Annotated in this window: 17 protein-coding genes and 1 pseudogene; 13 read left to right on the forward strand and 5 right to left on the reverse strand. The window is 60.2% G+C overall.

Annotation, left to right across the window (positions count from 1 at the left end):
* Positions 1–2,963, reverse strand: a pseudogene (locus tag BUA26_RS19505) (hypothetical protein); the annotation flags it as partial.
* Between the two features lie 384 nt (positions 2,964–3,347).
* On the opposite strand from BUA26_RS19505, the gene BUA26_RS20515 reads away from it, so the two are divergent.
* The 5 genes from BUA26_RS20515 to BUA26_RS19525 all read left to right on the forward strand — a co-directional run bounded on the left by BUA26_RS20515 (position 3,348) and on the right by BUA26_RS19525 (position 6,008).
* Positions 3,348–3,488: a hypothetical protein gene (locus BUA26_RS20515; RefSeq protein ID WP_178368638.1), complete on the forward strand. Its 141-nt coding sequence runs from the start codon at positions 3,348–3,350 to the stop codon at positions 3,486–3,488.
* Positions 3,489–3,554: 66 nt separating this feature from the next.
* Positions 3,555–4,184: a GntR family transcriptional regulator gene (locus BUA26_RS19510; protein ID WP_072762581.1), complete on the forward strand. Its 630-nt coding sequence runs from the start codon at positions 3,555–3,557 to the stop codon at positions 4,182–4,184.
* A gap of 134 nt (positions 4,185–4,318) precedes the next feature.
* On the forward strand, positions 4,319–4,951 hold the full coding sequence (locus BUA26_RS19515) for a phage baseplate assembly protein V (protein WP_218587866.1): 633 nt from the start codon (positions 4,319–4,321) through the stop codon (positions 4,949–4,951).
* A gap of 10 nt (positions 4,952–4,961) precedes the next feature.
* Entirely contained in the window at positions 4,962–5,375 is a 414-nt protein-coding gene (locus tag BUA26_RS19520) for a PAAR domain-containing protein (RefSeq protein ID WP_072762582.1), read from the forward strand.
* Positions 5,376–5,534: 159 nt separating this feature from the next.
* Positions 5,535–6,008 (forward strand): DUF4440 domain-containing protein, encoded by a 474-nt coding sequence (locus BUA26_RS19525; RefSeq protein WP_072762583.1) that lies wholly within the window; start codon positions 5,535–5,537, stop codon positions 6,006–6,008.
* Between the two features lie 166 nt (positions 6,009–6,174).
* Here the strand turns inward: BUA26_RS19525 and BUA26_RS20350 are convergent, their stop codons facing one another.
* Positions 6,175–6,408, reverse strand: a complete 234-nt coding sequence (locus BUA26_RS20350) for a hypothetical protein (RefSeq protein ID WP_143154353.1) — start codon at positions 6,406–6,408, stop codon at positions 6,175–6,177.
* Positions 6,409–6,685: 277 nt separating this feature from the next.
* Between BUA26_RS20350 and BUA26_RS19940 the strand changes: the two genes are divergently transcribed.
* The 7 genes from BUA26_RS19940 to BUA26_RS19555 all read left to right on the forward strand — a co-directional run bounded on the left by BUA26_RS19940 (position 6,686) and on the right by BUA26_RS19555 (position 12,976).
* The gene (locus BUA26_RS19940) at positions 6,686–7,267 is read left to right on the forward strand and encodes a TetR/AcrR family transcriptional regulator (protein WP_072762585.1); all 582 of its coding nucleotides are present in this window, start codon (positions 6,686–6,688) and stop codon (positions 7,265–7,267) included.
* A complete protein-coding gene (locus BUA26_RS19540) occupies positions 7,267–8,601 on the forward strand; it encodes an amidohydrolase family protein (RefSeq protein WP_178368639.1) in 1,335 nt (444 codons plus the stop codon). Before BUA26_RS19940 ends, BUA26_RS19540 begins: the two co-directional genes overlap by 1 nt.
* A gap of 362 nt (positions 8,602–8,963) precedes the next feature.
* The gene (locus BUA26_RS19545; RefSeq protein ID WP_143154355.1) at positions 8,964–9,410 is read left to right on the forward strand and encodes a hypothetical protein; all 447 of its coding nucleotides are present in this window, start codon (positions 8,964–8,966) and stop codon (positions 9,408–9,410) included.
* 67 nt (positions 9,411–9,477) lie between these two features.
* Positions 9,478–10,047, forward strand: a complete 570-nt coding sequence (locus BUA26_RS20360; protein ID WP_143154356.1) for a hypothetical protein — start codon at positions 9,478–9,480, stop codon at positions 10,045–10,047.
* A gap of 320 nt (positions 10,048–10,367) precedes the next feature.
* Positions 10,368–10,508 carry a benenodin family lasso peptide gene (locus BUA26_RS20365; protein WP_143154357.1) on the forward strand — a complete coding sequence of 47 codons (141 nt, stop codon included), beginning with the start codon at positions 10,368–10,370 and terminating at the stop codon, positions 10,506–10,508.
* A gap of 51 nt (positions 10,509–10,559) precedes the next feature.
* Positions 10,560–11,231, forward strand: a complete 672-nt coding sequence (locus tag BUA26_RS19550; RefSeq protein ID WP_072762587.1) for a lasso peptide biosynthesis B2 protein — start codon at positions 10,560–10,562, stop codon at positions 11,229–11,231.
* Positions 11,231–12,976 carry an asparagine synthase-related protein gene (locus BUA26_RS19555; protein WP_072762588.1) on the forward strand — a complete coding sequence of 582 codons (1,746 nt, stop codon included), beginning with the start codon at positions 11,231–11,233 and terminating at the stop codon, positions 12,974–12,976. Before BUA26_RS19550 ends, BUA26_RS19555 begins: the two co-directional genes overlap by 1 nt.
* On the opposite strand, the gene BUA26_RS19560 is transcribed toward BUA26_RS19555, so the two are convergent.
* Entirely contained in the window at positions 12,973–15,135 is a 2,163-nt protein-coding gene (locus tag BUA26_RS19560) for an Atxe2 family lasso peptide isopeptidase (RefSeq protein ID WP_143154358.1), read from the reverse strand. The two genes, BUA26_RS19555 and BUA26_RS19560, sit on opposite strands and share 4 nt — an antisense overlap.
* A 26-nt stretch (positions 15,136–15,161) precedes the next feature.
* Complete coding sequence (locus tag BUA26_RS19565) at positions 15,162–17,564, reverse strand: TonB-dependent receptor plug domain-containing protein (RefSeq protein ID WP_072762589.1); 2,403 nt, start codon at positions 17,562–17,564, stop codon at positions 15,162–15,164.
* A gap of 261 nt (positions 17,565–17,825) precedes the next feature.
* Here BUA26_RS19565 and BUA26_RS19570 point away from each other — a divergent pair, with 261 nt between their 5' ends.
* The gene (locus BUA26_RS19570; protein WP_072762590.1) at positions 17,826–18,146 is read left to right on the forward strand and encodes a helix-turn-helix domain-containing protein; all 321 of its coding nucleotides are present in this window, start codon (positions 17,826–17,828) and stop codon (positions 18,144–18,146) included.
* 274 nt (positions 18,147–18,420) lie between these two features.
* Here BUA26_RS19570 and BUA26_RS20655 read toward each other — a convergent pair.
* On the reverse strand, positions 18,421–18,655 hold a 235-nt coding region (locus tag BUA26_RS20655; RefSeq protein ID WP_218587867.1), incomplete at its 5' end, for a hypothetical protein.

The raw sequence follows: 18,655 nt of genomic DNA on the forward strand, positions 1-18,655 counted from the left end.
AGGCGGTGGTAGGCGTCGTAGGTCAGCGTCTTGGTAACGCTGTCGTTCTCGGTGCCGTACAGACCGGACTGGGTGATCGACAGCGGGTTGCCGTATAGATCGCGGGCGATCGCCTGGGTAATGCCGGCCGGGGCCTGCACCAGGATCGGTGCGCTGTAGCTGGGCGTATCGAACACCTGATAGCTGGTGGTGGTGACGTTGCTCTTGGGGTCGGTGACCTGTTGCCGGGCACCGGACAGATACGCAGTGCTGGCCGTCAGCGTGCCCAGCTCGGAGTCCTGCTGGGTCTGATAGATCCGTTCCAGCGCGTCGTAGGTGGTCGCGACGCCTTTAATGCCGGCGGCCGCGGGTGACAGCGTGAAGTTCAACGCACTGGCGCTCGGGTACGCAATGAAGGTCTTCTGCCCCTTGCTGTCGTAGGTGGTCAACGTGCTGGCTTGCACGCTGGCGCCGATGGCGCTGTCGCTCAGTACCGGACGCAGCATCGCATCGAAGTAGGTCACGCCCACCGCATTGCCGGTAGTCGTGGTGCGCCGCCAGTGGTTGGCCGACACGCCGCGCTCGTCGCTGGTGACGAAGTCGTAGGCGAAGGTCTTGGGCAGCCACGCCATCTCGTCGCCACCGGGATAGGTGATGCCGGTGATCCGGCCGACGCTATCGTAGCCGTAGCTGGTGGTGTGGCCGGCCTGATCGGTGATCGCGCTGATCTGGCCGAAGTCGTCGACGGTCAGGGACTCGCTGGTGCTGTCCGGATAGCCGATCGTCTGCGGGATGCCGCGCTTGTAATTGCTCAGGCTGGTGGTGTGGTTGTTGCCGTCGGTGAAACTGGCCAGCTGGCCGGCGCTGTTGAACGTGTAGCTCATCAGCGGCTGGCCGAAGCGCGCGCGCGACAGCAACGTGTCGTCGCTGGTGTTGTAGGTGTTGAGGCTCTCGACCTCGCCGGTGGTGAGGTTGGTCACCTGTTGCGGCAGGCCCAGCACCCACAGGTTGGTGTCGTTGAGGTAGGTGGTGGCTTCCTCGATCGGGCTTTGCCCGGCGATCGAATTGGAGCGCTTGGTCTGCGTCACCTGGGCGTAGACATCGAACGCCTCCGCCTGCCACGTATACGTGTCGCCGTCCTGGGTGATCACGCGTTGGTTGAGCGGTGAATATTTGGTCACCTGGTCGGCATTGAGGGTATCCAGCAAATTGCCGCCAGCCGCCGCTGGCAGTGACGCGGTGGTCGGCGGGGCATAACTGCTGGATTCCGAACGCAGCAGTGCAGACGAGCCTGCTGCGCCGGCGTAGTAGTCCATCGACAGTAACTGGCTTTCGGTGATGTCGTAGCGGTTGCTGAAGGTATGTCGCACCGTGCTGCCGTCCGGATTGACCACATCCGTCCAGATCGTGGTCGGGCAACTTCCGGTGCAATCGGCCCAACTGTCATTGGCCGGCGAATAGTTGTAAGTCCACGTCCAGGTCGGCAAGCCTGCGCCGGAAAGCGTCCGCTGAACGACTGTGAAGCTGTACCAGGCATCGGGTACATACGTATAGCTGCCACCGGTGTCCTGATCACCGTACTGGGTGCCTATGCAACCACGAGGCACAAGTGATCGCCCATGCTTGATCGGCTGGATCGAGAACGTGCCCACCAGACCGGAGGGGTGCGTCATCGTGCCCGTCGTCGGACCGAGGTTGGCGGGAACCGCCAGCGTGATGCAACTGGAGAAGGGGTTGCTGGAAACCAAGGTCGCCGCATCGAAGCCCGTCAGGTTGTAGCGCCATTGGGTGCCATCGGGCAGGGTGACGGCATTGAGGGAGGTGCCAGCGGCCCAGGGAGTATAGGCATACGTCCAGGTTCGGGCTGCGCCGGACGAGGGCTGCAACGTCACGCTCTGAATAAGCTGGGTGCCCGACACATAGGTCACACTGAGCGCGCGGCCATCGCTCGCCGTGATGCCCGTCAGATGCCCGTTGGCGTCGTAGCTGTAGTTGAGTGTGTTGCCAAATCGATCCTGGACTTTGCTGACCAGGAGTAAGCCCAGGCTTCGCGACATGCCATCGGTAGTGGATACGGCATGCGCCATGGTCGAACCGGACAACATGCTGATGAGCGTTTCGACGGACGTGTTCGCGAAAGCCACCAGGCTGCTGGAGGGGTGCGAATTCACACTGGCCCCGCTGTAATAGAGCGGACGCGTCATGCTTTGTTCGCCGCGATAGATCAACTGGTCGAACCAATACAACGTGCCGTCGGGCGCCTGACCCAGAAAAGCCTCGCCAGGCTGGCCATTCGACGTGGTTGGAAGGCAGCTGAAGCGCCAATGGCTCTTGGTGACCGCGGGATAGGTGCTTTTAGTAGCGGCATCGACGTTGGAGAGCATGTCCTGGCCTGACTCGCCGGGAAGCACGAGGTGATACCCCTTCCACCACTCATAAGGCTCCCACGGTTCAAGCGCGGAATCACCCAGTTGTCTTACGAACGTGGGAGGCACGTCGAAGTGGCTGCACCGTGCATTGAGATCGATACCCGGCGCCGTGGAGTTGTCGATCTGCCAACCGTAGATCTTTTGTACGTTTTGGGTATACGAGTTGTAGTTCCACATCGGCGTGCCGGTCGGGTCGCTCGTCGACGGGGGGATGCCTGCCGTCATCGTTTCCAGATGGGGAAGAACCAGTGCCCAGTCGCCGAAAACGGGGTCGCCATATGTTCTGCTGGGTCGGTCGCCCTCAGCGTCGTACTGGCGAACCAACTGCAACAACGGGCCCGTACCCGCCAGACTGATGTCCGTCTGGGTAAAGGACAGGGTTCCGTCGTAGAGACCGATGTTCTCGCCAAATGGGTGTTCGCCCAACGGCTGAATGTCTTCATTGACCCGGATGAGCTGCTTGTATTCCGTCTCGGGAACCGACTGCGCGTGACAGAACGAACCGGATGAAAACAACAGCACTGCCGACAGGCAGATCCCTTGCCAAACGCGCATCTATAGCTCCCCTATACCTAAGCGTTGCGCTCAGGCCGTAAATCGGAGATTCCGACCCAAGTGGATCTGTTGTCAACTAGCAAGTTTTTGCGAATCGTCTGCGGGTGGGGCTGTAACGTATGCGGTGGAACAAGGCGCGCTCCGCACCCTGTTCTTGACGCACCTGGAAAATTTCCCTAACTCCTTCACCCTTTTCCCGGCTAGCTGGTCGTAAGATATTGCGACTCACCATGGAGGGAGTTTTATGAAGGCATGGATTGCAGCACGGCTGATGTTGTTGCCGGGGACGGACACGGCCGCGTCGAAAGACACACCCATTGTTCCAGACATGCAGAGTGCCGACTTTGGCCGCTACCCGAGTGACATTGAAGGGCCGCCAAAGCAATGGGCGGACACGACGCGCCGACTACGCTCGTTGGATTTTCCAGCAGTGACGTCACCGCCACCATCAAGACCCTCGAAGGGCTGAAGCCCGAAGACGAGTTCGAGACCGCTGCCATCAACATGGCCAGGCATGCCAAGTAAAAAACGAGGATGAGTTCACTTCCTAGTGGCTGAAGAAGTGAACCTCGTTCCCCATGGAGTTCAGCTATGGATGCGACCCACTCCAAGAGTGCTTTCGTGTACGGACAGGTCAGGCGCGCTCTGCAATCAGGACGCTACGCCCCTGGGCAACGGATCGATCCGGCCACGCTTGCCGCCGAGTTCCACATCAGTCCCACGCCCGTTCGATTCGCGCTGTACCGACTGGTCGGCGAAGGCATGGTCGCCGACCACGCCCGCAACGGAATGCACGTTCCCTTGCTCACCGAAGTCGCCATGCGCGATCTCTACGATTGGATGGAGCGCCTGTTGTTGATGGCTTGCGATATCGGTGTGGCGCCGATGTTCCGAAAGACCAGAAAACTGGAGCTTGCGCGCGCCGACGACGATCTGGTGAAGCTGACCTGGCAGCTGTTCGACGCGATTGCCGGTGCAACGGGTCACTGGTCACTGCACCATGCCGTGAAACGAGCCAACGACCGGCTGGCACCGATACGGCGGGCCAAGCATGGATTGCTCGAGCGCAGCTTCGAAGAGCTTTCGGAACTGAACCGGCATTGGCAAACACGCGACATCCCGGCTCTGAAGTCCGCGCTACGCGACTATCACGAACGCCGAAAGCAACTCGTCCCGGGCATCGTGGCCTTGCTGAGTGACCGCAGCGACTACCTTCACTAGGCAGCCTCCGATCCAGTGCTCTCGTGGGGCATCGTGGCGGATGACAGCTCTTGCAGGCGCGATAACACCTGGGCAAGCTGCGACGGGCAGAGGTCGACCCATTACAGACAATCCCCAATCAGGAGACGCGGGACATGATTCAGGATTTGGATATGCCCAGGGCCTTACTCGGACAATCGCACGGTGGCATGACATTGGCCCAGGTCAAACAGGTCAACGACCCGGAAGAGCTTGGTCGAGTGACCGTGCTGTTCCATAGCGAGGGAAGCCCGATGGAGTCGGGTTGGCTGCAAGTGATGAATTTCTATGGCGGCCTGGATTGCGGCGCGTTTTGTGTACCGAAGGAGGGTGATTCGGTGTTGGTGGCCTTTGCCGGCGGCGACTTGAAACAAGGTTTCGTGCTTGGGTTCCTAGGGAACGGCAACATCAAGCCGCCGTCGGAAGGTGCCGCGCGACAGCAAGACGTTCGGGTGATCAAGACTCGTCAGGGCAAGCAACTGATTTTCGACGACAGCAAGGAAGGTCAGCTCACCCTGATCGACGAAAACCAGAACAAGGTGCAGATCGACACCGCTCACAACCGCGTCGCGGTGGAGAGCAAGGGCGACGTCACCATCACCGCGGCCAATACGATAATCTTGAAAGCCGACCAGGTAGTGATTCAGAACACCGCCGGCTCAGTGAAGCTGGATCTTGGTGCAGCCTCTCTGCAGGCCCAGGGTGGACAGAGCATGAGACTCAGCGCCGCCATGATCGACATCAACTGAGGGGAAGCTCATGGGAAAGCCAGCCGCGCGCTTTGGCGACAGCATCGTCAACGCCGCCGATATTCATGTCGTGTTGATTCCGGCGCCGGGAGGTCCGGTGCCGACGCCCCTGCCTTTTCCTTTCGACGGCGAAATCACGGTCAATACGAGCCTCAATGTGCGCATCAACGGGCGTCCGGCCGCGGTAGTGGGATCGATAGCGCAAAACGTTCTGCCGCATATCCCTTCCCGCGGGGCCTTTCAGATACCTCCCACCAAATTGGGGCGCGTGCTTGCCGGAAGCGCCTCGGTACGTATCAACGGGCGCGGCGCGGTTCGCGCAGGCGATCCCTGCGAAACCTGTCACGACCTGCCGCCCGTTGGACCGCAGGCGCCCAGCCCAACGGTGGTGGTGGTGGGCATGTCGAACGTATTGATCGGATAAGTGGGAGCCACGATTCCTTTCATTTGAAGGTGCGCGTCGGAGTTCCTTGGGCTCCAATTTCGGACATGGGTAATGTCTGCTTTCGATCCGAAGCAGACATAATCAATGGGCGGCTCTACGTCATCCAACGCCAGCGCCAAGTCTGATCAAGGGGAAACAATGCGCAGCCATACATTCCTGTTTTGGGTCGCCGCCGTTGCCGCGGCATTCGCCGGGCAAGCTCTGGCCGCCGACATTCCGGCCAATGACGGCGCAACTGCCAAGTGGATGATCGAAAAAGAAAGGGCTTGGGCAAACATGGCTTGTGGAGGGGAATGGGTTGCCACTGAGATCCTTGCGGACGATTTTCAGGGGACAGCTCCTAAAGGGATACGTTATGGCAAGCCAAAAAGTGCACCGACGTACGACCCCAAAACTCAATGGTCGACCGATTGCCGCCTGGATCAGGCAGACGTGCGATTCTTCTCTCCTGATGCTGCGGTTGTTTACGGAGCAGAATCAAAGACGGTTGCTCTACCGGACGCCAAGCACGAGCGGCGCTGTCTGGTGTGGAGCGACATGTGGCTCCGGCGCAAAGGGCGGTGGCAGATCATTGCAGTGCAAGACAATCGGGTTGATTGCCCTGCCAGGTGACTTACGCCCAGCTCATCACTTGGGTTGGACTGCTGCGCGGACGAACTTCTCAGCTGGCGTCCGCTTTCGACGGTGGATTCAACCGATCGACGCAACACACTGCCGTCGTTCGCGAGGAGATAAATCCTCAGACCGAACCAGCGAACGGAATCGGTCCTCTACACGCTCATTCTTTTAATTTATGACTGTCCTCGGCGGTTAGATCCAGACCGTAAATCTCTCGCAGCTTCTGGATGTGCTGCAGTGTCTTCGTCGTGAAGGGTTTCTTGTTCTCGAAAGCATGCAAAGGCCCTGCGTGGCAGATGCCGATGTCCTTGGCAGCGACGGGCTCAACGATATCGTTGGAGTTCCCCTTCGCCTTGATCGCGTTCTGGATACTGCCGGCGATACCGGTCACCACGATGGTGTCGAGTTCGATTGCCGCAGGTTTGGACTCTCCGCCGGCCGGCGGTTTGGTCTTCGCGCCTTATAACGCTGCCGCCGGCTCGGCCGCGACGGGTTTCAGCCGGGACTGCTACGGCGCCTGCTGGGCCGACGCTGCATGGGTTGTCCTGATGAAGAACAAGGCTGCACTGCATGCCACGGGCAATGGGCGCATGCGCTGCGAATGCCGTTGCACGAAAAGCGCGCACGACGGATGTGTACACTGTACGCAATGTAGCGTACAGTGTACACCTATGACTAGACATCGCATCCTCGCCGCCGCAAGAGCCGTCCTCGACCGCGATGGGGTACCGGGACTTACTGTCCGGAAGGTCGCCGCGCGGGCCAAGCTATCGCCGATGGCCATGTACCGACATTTCGCGGATAAGAGTGCATTGCTCGACGCCCTGATGGATGACGGTTTGACAGCGTGGGACGAGATCGCATCCTCCATAACGGCCCGCCATCCGATTGCGTGGCTGCAGGAGCTGACCGAAGCGTTCCTGGATTTCGCGCTGACAAAGCCGCACCGCTTCGACGCCGCGTTCTTTCTACCCGCACCCAACGCGCGCCGATTCCCGGACGACTTCGCAGCCGGTCGCTCGCCCGTGATGGCGATGGTCATCTTGCGGATCGACCAAGCCAAGTCCGACGGATGGTTGGGCAACAAGCCGGCGCTCGAGGTCGCGCTGTCGCTCGCGGCTCTGGCCCAAGGCCTTGTCTCCATGCATCGCGGCAACCGCTTTTCGAGCGAAGAACAATTCAAAACCATCTTTCGCACGGCGCTGCGTCACTGCCTCGAATCCTATTCAGTCAAACCTCTTGGGAGAAAATGATGGTCGCCGCATTGACCCGGCTGTGGAGCGCCCGATATCAAGTCGGCGCGTTGTTTTTTTTGGCGCTGATCGGGCCGGTCGTTGGATCAATTCCCACGGCGGACGCGGCCGCCCGAGAGCAGAAAGGGCTTCCGGCCTCGGCAGACCTTGCGATCGTGGGTGCGAAAATCTACCCGGCACCAGACGCTACGCCGATCGACGACGGCGTCGTCCTCGTGCGCGACGGCCGGATCGTGCGAGTGGGCTCGCGCCAGGCCATGACGGTTCCTCGAACCGCCCATGTGATCGACGCCCGCGGCTCGGTGCTGACGGCGGGCTTCTGGAACAGTCACGTCCACCTGATGACGCCGGATCTTCTTGGTGCCGCCGCGGCGAAAGCCGGCACATTGCAAGACGCCCTGGAGACCATGCTCACCCGCTGGGGCTTCACTACCGTCTTCGACATCGCCTCATCAACCGACAACGCGATCGCGTTACGGCACCGCGTGGAAGCGGGCGAGATCGCAGGCCCCATGATCCTGACGGTCGGCGACCCTTTTTACCCCAAGGGCGGAACGCCGATCTACGTGCGCGAATACCTGCGTGCGCATGGCGCGCCCGATGAGGAAGTCTCGACCCCTGAGGAGGCCGCGGCCCGTGCCGCTCGCCAACTCGATCGCGGAACCGATGGCGTGAAAATCTTCGCCGGCGCGATCGTCGGCGGGAAGATCGGTGTTCTGCCGATGCGGATCGATATCGCCAAGGCCATCGTCGACGAAGCGCACCACCGCGGTAAGCCCGCTTTCGCTCACCCGTCCAACCTCGCCGGGCTGAATGTGGCGATCGACTCCGGAGTCGATATCCTGGCCCACACCACCGCGATGGACGGAGGTGGACCGGGAGGGTGGCCGCCGGAACTGATCGCCCGGCTACGCGCGCACAACATGGCTCTCATTCCGACCATGACGTTGTTCGGTGTCGAGGCGAAGAAGTTCCACGAAAGTCCCAATGATCTCGCGAAAGCTATTACGGTCATCACGGCAGAGGTCAAAGACTACGCTCGCGCCGGTGGCCAGATACTGTTCGGTACCGACGTCGGTTATATCGACGTCTTCGACACGACCGAGGAGTACAAACTGATGTCGGCCGCCCTCGACTGGCGCGCAATCCTGGCCTCGCTCACCACTGCGCCGGCCGCGCGATTCGGTTTCGCCGCGCACAAGGGTCGAATTGCGAATGGCATGGATGCCGACTTGGTGCTGCTGAACGGCGATCCCGCCAAGGACCCGACCGCCTTCGCTCGCGTGCGCGATACGATCCGGGCGGGGCGGGTGATCTGGGGGGCGGATCGATAGAGATGAGCGTTGAGCCGATGCCGTAGAAAGACCCGTGGCCTGCGGAATGTCTCGCCAGACCTCGCCGTACGGAAAGAACAATTCCCGTGTTCATGGCTCCGGATGCATCAGCGAATCAACTCGACGTCCTCCGCGAGCTCGCTTTATCGGCACCCTGACCGCCTGAGCGTCCGCCACGCGGCGACCACATTCCGACCCAGCTTCCGCTTCTGGCCGGTTGCGGTCCTTGTAGGTGCAATGATGTCCGGGCCAGCTCGACCGGCAGTGACCGACGCGAAGCGGACATCCGCAAGTAACTCCAACATTCGATAATCGAGGGGATGGCAGTGGTACGGACCGGAAAGTGCGTTCTTCTGATTTCGATGACACTCTCAGTCATATCGTTCGGCGTGTGTGCAGCATGTGTCGACCTCGCTAGCCCGAACGTCAAGACGCGGCACCCTTCCATCTCGAAAGAGTACGTATCCGCGCCGTGGGTATTCATTGGGCGCGCCATCGCGAGCAGGAATGTTGCGAGCCCGGATGACCCTGAGTTCTACGACTGGACCATCTACGACGTCGAAGTCCTTCGAGCATTCAAGGGGCAGCCACCTCACAGGGTCAGGCTGCTGTCGGAGAACACCAGCGCCCGCTTTCCTATGGATAAGAACAAGGAGTATCTGCTCTTTGTAAGCCACTATCCGACGGTTGAGCTGGCGGGCAAGGAAAAGCTTCCACCAAACTATGTGGACAACTGTGGGAATTCCGGAGCTTTGGAAAACGTCGGGGCGACGCTCAAGGCAGTGAGAGTCCTATCCAGGGCCCACTAATGTCCGCTTCCATCCGAAGCGGACGTCACCACCGCGCAACCAGCGGACTGAAGGGGATATATACGCAATGGCGTTGGAACTACCTGAAGACCTTCTGAAAAGAGCTGCCGACGTCCACGGAACGCAGGGGAAACCCGCGCCACGATCTGTCAGCAGTGCGCTTAAAAATGCAAAGGACTGGTTTGGTGATTTCAGGCTGGCCATCAACGCGCGTGCTGGTGGAGGCCGTAGGATCCCCACTTTTCGCGAGAGCATTCCAAATCTAGCACCGGTTGCGCTACTGATCTGGCTTTTTGCGGGGCACGAAATTTATCAACGAGCCGCAGTCGCGTTGAACGGCACTGTAGTGTCATCAGAAACTGGCTGTCTTCAACCATATAACAATCGTTGTGACACCACATACATAGTGGAAAGCCAAAATCATGTGCGCTCTACGTATGTGGCTGGTCCAACGGATGCATCATTGGAAAGGCGTCTGCCGGTTGGCACTCTTATCCAAAAAGACAAGTGGGCACTCACGTATTCCGTCAATGGCAAAATAGTCAACGATTTTCCAATTAACTTCTACGGCGGCCTAATGCTTTTTGGCCTCGTTTGCGCATTGTTTGGGCGTCCATCGAGTAGGAAGCCAATCTAACTACTCGTTCAAGGCGGATGGCTTCGCCGTCGCTTAACTACAGCGTTGACGGTCCGTTTCTGGCCGGTTGCGGCCGCTGGATTCGAAGCCGATCAGTGTGCCGGCGACCCGGTCACAGACGGTCGGTTCAGGTGATCGAGTTCCGCGGTGGCCGCAGTCGGCCGAAGAAGCTCGAAGCTGAGTCCGACGTGGCGAGACGACCATCACGCTCCCGAAATAATCACCGGATAACAACGCAATAATCATTTGAAAATCAAAAATTCCGCCTCCTACGCTGCCGGCGTCATGGGACTGCCATGACGTAACCGCAGGAGACTGAAATGAACACGAACGAGAACGTCCGCACCAACACGCCGGAAGATGTCATCGAGCTCGGCGTCGCCAGCGTCGAGACGCAGGGACCCGGAGGTGTCATCGAGCCCATCGGGTTCGATGTCATGCCGGGAATTTCCGAGAACTGAACCCACGAGGCGCACCGAAAGGTGCGCCTTTCTCTTGTTAGTGAGGACACCGTGCCCTACGCGTTGCGCAACGATCTGTCTTTCTGCCGGGTAGACGATCACCTCATCTTCCTGGACATTCGGAACGACCGCTACTTTCGGTTGCAGGGCAGCCTGGAGCGCCCTTTTGTTGCATACGCCAACGGGAATGAAGATACCGACGTCGGTGATCTGGTAAAGCGAAACATCTTGGTAGAAGCCCCGGGCTCGCAAGATCGGGTGACGGCCGTGAACATCGAATGCCCCGTCCGAAGCGCCCTTGAACAATCCTGCCAAGCCAAGCTTCATCTCGGCTCACTGGTCGACGTATTCATCACCGTCTGCGCGATACGGAGACAGCTTAGAACACGTCCGCTGAAGAGCATCCTCGACGCGGTCGCGGCTTCCAGACCAAACGAGCAACCACGTTCGAGCTCCATTTCCGACCAGGCAGTCGAGCAGCTACTCCTCGAAGCCTCCGGTAAATTCAGGTTCGCACGCGCCTACACACCCGTCGAAACCCGCTGCTTGCTCGACTCTCTCGCGATGGTCAAGTTCCTCGCCAGGCGAAAACTCCACGCAAGCATCGTCTTTGGCGTCACCTCCGATCCATTCTCGGCGCATTGCTGGGTGCAGGCCGGAGACCTGGTTCTGAACGACACAGTAGGGCACGCCAATGCCCATACTCCGATTCGTGTGATCTGATGAGCTACCGCTACCTAGCGCTCGTAGACGTCAATCGCCGGTGGGATATCGCGAACCTACCCGAGATCGAAGCCGCACTGCAGATGGTTGGCATGCGGGAACGTTTCACATCTGAATCGATCAAGCTCTTTCTCTCGGAAGAGACACCATGCCAACCGTTGCCCGGAGGCGGATTCACGATCGGACACCTGTTCTCGCGCACCTTCTCACCCCTTGACGCTATCGACCACCTTTCCACGTTCTCAAACAACAAGCGCCTGCGAGAACACATCGTGGATAACTGCTGGGGTGAGTACCTCCTGGTTCAATCTGATGAGAGCCGTGGCGCGGACACCACCACCATCACTCGCGATCCCTCCGGCGGCGTCCCCTGCGTCTATTCACTGCGTAACGGCGCTGGTTTCATCACGTCCAACATTTCGCTGGCCACCCGTCTTGAGCTTTACCGGAAGCGGATCGACTGGGACTTTCTCGCCCAGTGCCTGACCTACCCCAACCTCAAAACTCGTCGCACGGGCCTTGCCGACATCTGCGAGTTGCTGCCGGGATCGTCGCTGAACATCGGCCAGGGAAATCTCACGACGGATTCGAACTGGTCGCCATGGAAATTCGTCATGCAGGAGCACCGCCACACCAGCCTCTCCGAGGCAGCCACAGACATCCGGAAAGCCGTGGCTTCGGTGGTCGGTGCCTGGACCGATATCGACGACTCCATTCTCATGGAACTGTCGGGAGGGCTGGACTCCTCCATTGTCGCGGCCTGCCTGAAGGACGCGCGGCCGCAGGTCACCTGCTACAACCTGACAACACCGGTACCCGGTGCCGACGAACGCCAGTACGCCGGACAGATGGCAGCCTATCTCGGGGTAGCGCTACAGACCGAGCAGCTCGATCTCGATATGGCCTGCAGCGATGTCAGGCCCTTTCCCGATGCCGTCTCCCCAAGGATGGGCATCCTGCAATACGCGGTGTCCAAGGCGATGGAAGCCGCAGCCCGGCGGTACGGGGCGTCAAGCTCCTACATGGGTGCAGGGGGCGACACGGTGTTCGGCCTGCTGACCAACGCGGCCCCTGCTGCAGACGCAATAAGGGAGCGGGGCCTGATTGCCGGCTTCTCTGCCATCAGAGATCTCTCCCTCCTGCATCAGTGCACGATGTGGAAAGCCGCAAGGCTCACCGCACGAAAAATGATGCGGGGACCCAAAGCAGCCTGCGCGCCAGACCGCAGCTTCTTGAACACATCGCTTGCCGTCGCCCCAGCAGAAGCTCACCCGTGGTTCGATGCTCCGACCGACGCGCTGCCTGGCGACCGGGAGAGGATCGTCGACCTTGCCAGCAACCAGTTGTTCAGGGACATCGTCTATCGGGGTGAGGACCGCTGGATACGCATGCCTCTACTTTCTCAGCCTGTCGTCGAGGCGTGTCTCAGAGTGCCCTCCTGGATGTCGATAGCCGGCGGCCATAACCGGAGTGCTGCAAGAGCAGCATTCGCGGATGTACTACCTCAAAGCGTTCTCAACCGCAGAAGCAAAGGCTCGTTTGTTGGCTATCTTGGCGCCATATTCAAGCGCAACAAGATTCAGATGCACGAGATCCTGCTATCGGGCGCTCTGCACGATCAACGCCTGCTTGATCCCGATGCGCTGACACGCTTCTTCAACGCAGAGCTTCCGCCGCGGGACAAGTCCTTCACGCGGATACTTTCCCTGTTCGCGGTCGAGAACTGGTTGCGTCACCAAGCCTAGTCGCCACGCGGACTAGCAGGGTTCTCACCTCGACTGAACGCACGCGCCTTCATTTCACGCCAGACGGCATATTGGCCGTTCTTCTCCGGATTGGGATCCTGGTAATCCTGCAGCCAGAATCTGAACCAGTCGACGTTCCGCTCGTTCGCGGCCAGAAGTTGCTTCGGTTGAAACTTGAAGTGCGGTGCCTCGGGGAACACGTAAAGGTCCGCCTTGTGCTGAAGCATCAACGGAACCGCGGAGTCGAGCAGCCACACGTATTCCTGCTCGGGCACCTGCATCAGAACGGGCGCCTTGATCTTGTCCAAATTGAACTCCAGTCCAATCCGTTTCCATTGCTCTGGCGTCTCGTCAGGGGATCCAAGTTGCCACACCTTGTGCGCGCGTGACATGAACTCCTTTCCTTTCAGGCTTCCATGCAAGTACATGCTTCGTGAAAGCGTTGCTCCCGTGATCGATGCCGCAGCGAGAAGATCGGAATTGACTGCTGTCCACATCGTTATCTCCGTGCCGAAGCTCAGCTCGCCCATTCCCACTCTGGTTCGATCAATTTCTCCAGACGATGCCAACAGGTCCACTGCACTCTTCGCCGCCGATAGACCTAGGTTGTAGCGCTCAACCGCATTGAAGCCAAAAGAGCCATAGTTGATGCACAGCGCGGAAATTCCGTGCTCGGCAAATGTCGCCAGAGGCCACTCGCCTCCGTAACCACTACGCAAGAATCCCGGGCATAGGTAGTACGCGATGAAAAGAGGAGGCGGACGATCTCCCGTTCTGCGCGCAGCAAAGAACTGACCGGTGAACAGTCTTCCCTTTGCATCCCTCCAACGAAGCAGTTTCACCGGCATGGCAGCCGAGATATCGGCCGCAAGCGATGTGTTCGGATCGAACAACACCTGGCGTTCGCCTGTCTCCAGGTCGATCTTCTCCACTCGCGGCGGCCGGTTGGCCTCGGAGGCGACGCAAGCCAACGCCGTGGACGACAGGCCACAGCCGGCGTCCTCGAGGCCGTATCGCTCTCCGCTGTTGAGCAGACCAGCGGAGCGTGCAACCGGCAGCACTTCGCCGTTCTTCACATTCCATCGGTAGATGGATTGGGCCATTCCTTCCGCGGGGTCGGTCACCGTGAATATCACTTCCTCGCTGTTCGGATTCCATTGGACTCCCGATATCGCCTTGCCGACGCATGGCTCAGCCTGGCATCGGATGTGCCGCTGGGAATTCTTTCCCAACAGTGCTGACAGCTCGACCCCCGGCTTTCGCACCATGTCCCCTTGGTCGCCCACTCGCGTCAGCAAGGCGACTCGGTGATTCGCGCGATCGAGCGCAAACCTCCAAGGCTTGGATTGCCCTTTCGGTAATGCCGAAGCGATGGTTTGCGGCGATGGCACCTCGGATGCCGCAAGGTCCCGTGTTTTTCCCGTCGTCAGGTCGATCGCCGTCCAGCGGTCCGGTACATCGGAAAGCAGCGGAACGCGAGCGAATCCATCGCCTTTGACATCCAGGCGCTGCGTCGCAAGCCGGCCTCCCACGTTGCCGGACCGGAACAGGCCACCCTGGCCGATGGGCACCGAACTGTCGACATGAATGCCTCGCTCGTATTCCGACTGCTCCGCCGCCATAACCTCGGCACGCGTCGCTCCCACGCTGTAGTCGAGCGCTTTGCCATTGGCGCCGAGCGAAAAATCACGCACATCCGCCGGGTCGATGGTGATCGGTTTGGCACTCGAACCATCGGCGCTGGCACGCCATACGGCCACCTTTCCATGCATGAGCGCCCGGTAGTAGATCCACTGCCCGTCCGGCGACCACACAGCATGGGCCGGCAGCGACAGCCCGGCGGAACTGCGCAAGGGCGCTCCACCCTCACCGATCCTATGGGCCGGCGTTTTGCCGTCCATCGCCTGCACGTACCACACCGAGTCGTAGGTGTTGCGCTCAACCGACGCCTGCTCGGTCCGAAACGCAACCTGCCTGCCGTCTGGCGACACCACCGGACCGCTGATATCGACGACTTCGATAAGACGTCGTGAAGAAATCACCTCCCCGGCGTGCAACCCAGCCACCATGCCCAGCAATACCGCCGCCGCCAAGAGGCGGAAGGTTGCGAGCTTCACCGTTCGGGCGATTGATCGGTCGCCCTTTTGCGAACTATTCATGACACTTGCTCCGAATAGGGCCGACATCACCAATGCTTGGAGACGCTGACGCTCACGAATCGCCCGATGGGCGAATAGTTGGTGGAGTCGTAGGGCGGATTGCTGACCGACGGTGTGTACAACGGGGGCGATCGGTCGAAGAGATTCGTCGCCGACAGCGCAAGCTCCAGGCCTGAGAAGAAGCCGTGGCGCTCACCGGTGGCATAGCGCAGCGTGGCGTCGATGGTGGTGAATGAACTCGACTTGCTCCCATCCACCGTGTTGGTCACGCCACTGACGTAGTTGGCGAAGGTCGAAGCGGAGAACCCGCCTAGACTCCAAACAACACCGAAGCGGCCGTTGACCTTGGCGGGATAGAACAAGGTGCCCGACAGATCATGGACACGATCCGCCGCGGTGGTCTGTTGCGAGCTGTCCAGCCAACTGAGCGATCCACGGATCGCCAACCGACTGGGACCGAGATCGGCCCCGTAGGACCCTGAGAGATCAAGCCCCTTGACGCTTTGCGCGACTGTATTCATGTAGCGATTGAAGGCAATCGCCACAACTTTGGCAGGATCGTAGGGAACGCCGGTGAAGTTGCTGAACTTCGAGTTCGCGATAATGCTTGCCTGTTCGCCGGCTGTCGGCGAATAGTCGATGAACTGAGCGTATGCGGGGTTGCGCAACGCTTCTGCCTGATAGACGAGCGGTTGCGCTATACGGCCAGTAAAATCGATGTCGAACCAGCTCAGCTCCGTCTCGAGTGCTGGCAGCGCCTCGGGATGGAACGCCAATGAGGCACTCCACGTACGCGCGCGTTCGGGTTCGAGATCGGGATTTCCGCCGTAGGGCATCAGTACCGTTGCGTCGCTGGCGTAGCCGTTACCGCCAACCCTGGCCGCGGGATACAGATAGGCCGACTGCGTTTGATATCGCTGCAAGAGTGTCGGCGCCTTGAACGACTTGCCCCAGGATGCCTTCAACGTGAAATCGGCATCGGGCCCATAGATCACACCGAGTTTCGGGGTGGCAATCCTGCCGAAACTGGCGTAGTCCTCCCCACGCACTGCAGCGGTCAGTGCCAGCCGCTGCACGCCGGGAATGCCCTGGTCCGCACCGATCAGCGGCAGGTTGATTTCGGCATAGGCAAAGCGGCTGCTGTCGTCGCCGTCCGCGCTGACCGTTCCGCTAAGCAAACTGCGTTGCAGGAACTGGTTCCTCCTGTATCCGGCGCCCACTGCCAATCGTGCATCTCCGCCGGGCAGAACGAACAGCGGGCCTTCGGCGCCCAGCTCGTAGGTGAGGCTCTTGTTGCGATAGAGGCTGCGAGCGATGGGCGTCACCCGCCCCGTCGCGCGGGTGCCTATCGAGAGTCCCGAGACGATGTCGTCCTTACCCCAGGTTCCCCCCACGGACGCCGTCCAGTCGTTCGGCAGCGATATCTCGACACTGGGCGAAACAAAGGAAGTCATCGTCTCCGACGTGGCTGGGTAGAACCGTTTCGCGACCGCCGTGTAGTACGTGAGTTGCTCGCGCTCAGTCCTGAGGGCATCCATTCGCAGCTCGACGCGACTGCCCATCGACTGATGGATACTGAGCAACCCGCTGCGCAGGTCGCTTTGCGGATAGAGCGTGGTGGGGCTGAACAGGTGATCGGTATAGTCACGCTGGTCGGCATAGATCGGATCGCTGGATGCCTTCTTCCACGTCGCGATCAGGCCACCGCTGGACCAGCTGGTGCCAGCCGTGGCGATGTATTCGCGAGTGATCAGTCCACCGTCCGTCGCACCGCCATAGCGCGTGCCGAGCGTCACGCCGTCATAGTCGCGCTTCAGTATCACATTGCCTACACCGCCCACGGCGTCGGACCCGTAAATGGCCGACGCCCCGTCCGGAATGATTTCGAGGCGATCCACCGCCTCGACCGGAATGGCGCCGATATCGACCGCCTGCACAAAGCCGCTGTAGGCAAGCCGCCGCCCGTTGAGCAGCGTGAGTGTGGCGTCGGGCCCCAGGCCACGCAGGTTGAGCGACGATCCGCCCGAGATGTTCTGATTGGCGATACCGCCACCTTCGGCCCCACCGACTATTCCCGGGTTCTGCCCCCCGTTGAAGTTCTGCGGCACGCTACGGATCACCTCGCCGAGGTCCGCGAAACCTTCCTCCTGTATCCGCTCGCTGCCGATCGTGATGACCGGTGAGGGCGTGGTGCCGCCGTGGATGCGGGTGCCGGTGACGGTCACGGTCTGCAGGTTGGTTGCCGCTGGCGCCGCGGAGGTGTCGGCCGATTCTTTCGGTGGCGTCTTGGCCGGTGCCTTGGTCACCGGCGCCCTACCCTGCGCGGTCGTGTCTGTCGTGGCGTCCTGGGCCACGGCCCACTCGCTCGCGCCGGGGCCGGCCACGAGCAAGGCGATGGAAATGGCGTTGCGTAGCGTGCTTATCTTCATAAGTGCGTCCTCTGCTTTCCCCTGGGTTGGCCCGCTTCGCGTGTTGGTCCGGTGGTGTCCCGGAGCGGACACGGTCGTCGGGCGAGATCTGTCTTGCGTATGGCTAGTGCAGACGGTGGCGCGGCATCGCCGGCCAAAAAATCTCCTCAATCGATCAAGTCGATTGCGGCAACGCCGCCTCGATGTTACTTATACGGTAACAGACAGGGCGAAGGCAAGACTGCATGCTGGCTTTACGATTCACATCCCAGTGGCACTCCTTTGGACGACGCCCGCCTCATCTTTGCCAACCGCTTGCGCGCAGCCCGACTGGCGGCGGGCCTGACCCAGGAAGCACTGGGTGTCGCTACTGGAATCCTGGCTGAAGTGGCACGCACGCGTATCAACCGCTACGAGCGCGGCGTCAACGAGTGCGACCTGCGCACCGCAAAGAAACTCGCAGACGTGCTCGGAATGCCACTCGCTGCGCTGTATGCGGATACAGACGAAATTGCAGAGGTGATCGTTGCGTTCGCAAAACTACCGCGCGCGGAGCAGCGGACAGTGGTGAACGAGCTAAAAGCGCGCGCTAAGAAGCGATAGGCTGCCACCGCTGAAGTGGCACACGCGGATCAATCGCTACGAACGCGAGGTCAACGAATGTGACCTGCGCACTGTGCGTGCAAAACGCCGTTCAACTGTCTACCTTCGCTTGCAAAACTAACCATGGTCGGCGAGCACGCTGCCCATTATCACCATCGCGTTGCCCATTCCTTACGTCGAGCCCAACTACCATCGTCGGTAGAACCCGGCCAGGCTCGCCAGCAGCGGAAGTCGACCGGCCAACTTCGGCCAAAAGCCGACGTTTCGGTGCGTGTTATGGGGCGCCCGCATCCTCTCTGAGGAACGCACCAGTACGCGAGAAGTAGAAGAAATGATCGGAGTCCGGCGCGCAGCAGTTATAGATCCCGTCGCGCCCCCGCAATTTGGGAGAGGCGATGACCACCCATTCATCTTTCATGAGTGCCGCATGCAGTTCGCAGCCGCCTTTCGATAGATCTTTTGGATGACAGAACGCCCATGATTGCCGCGCTGCAATACCAAGTATTTCC

Origin of the sequence: Rhodanobacter sp. OK091, assembly GCF_900142825.1 — a bacterium.
In the GTDB taxonomy this organism is placed as follows: domain Bacteria; phylum Pseudomonadota; class Gammaproteobacteria; order Xanthomonadales; family Rhodanobacteraceae; genus Rhodanobacter.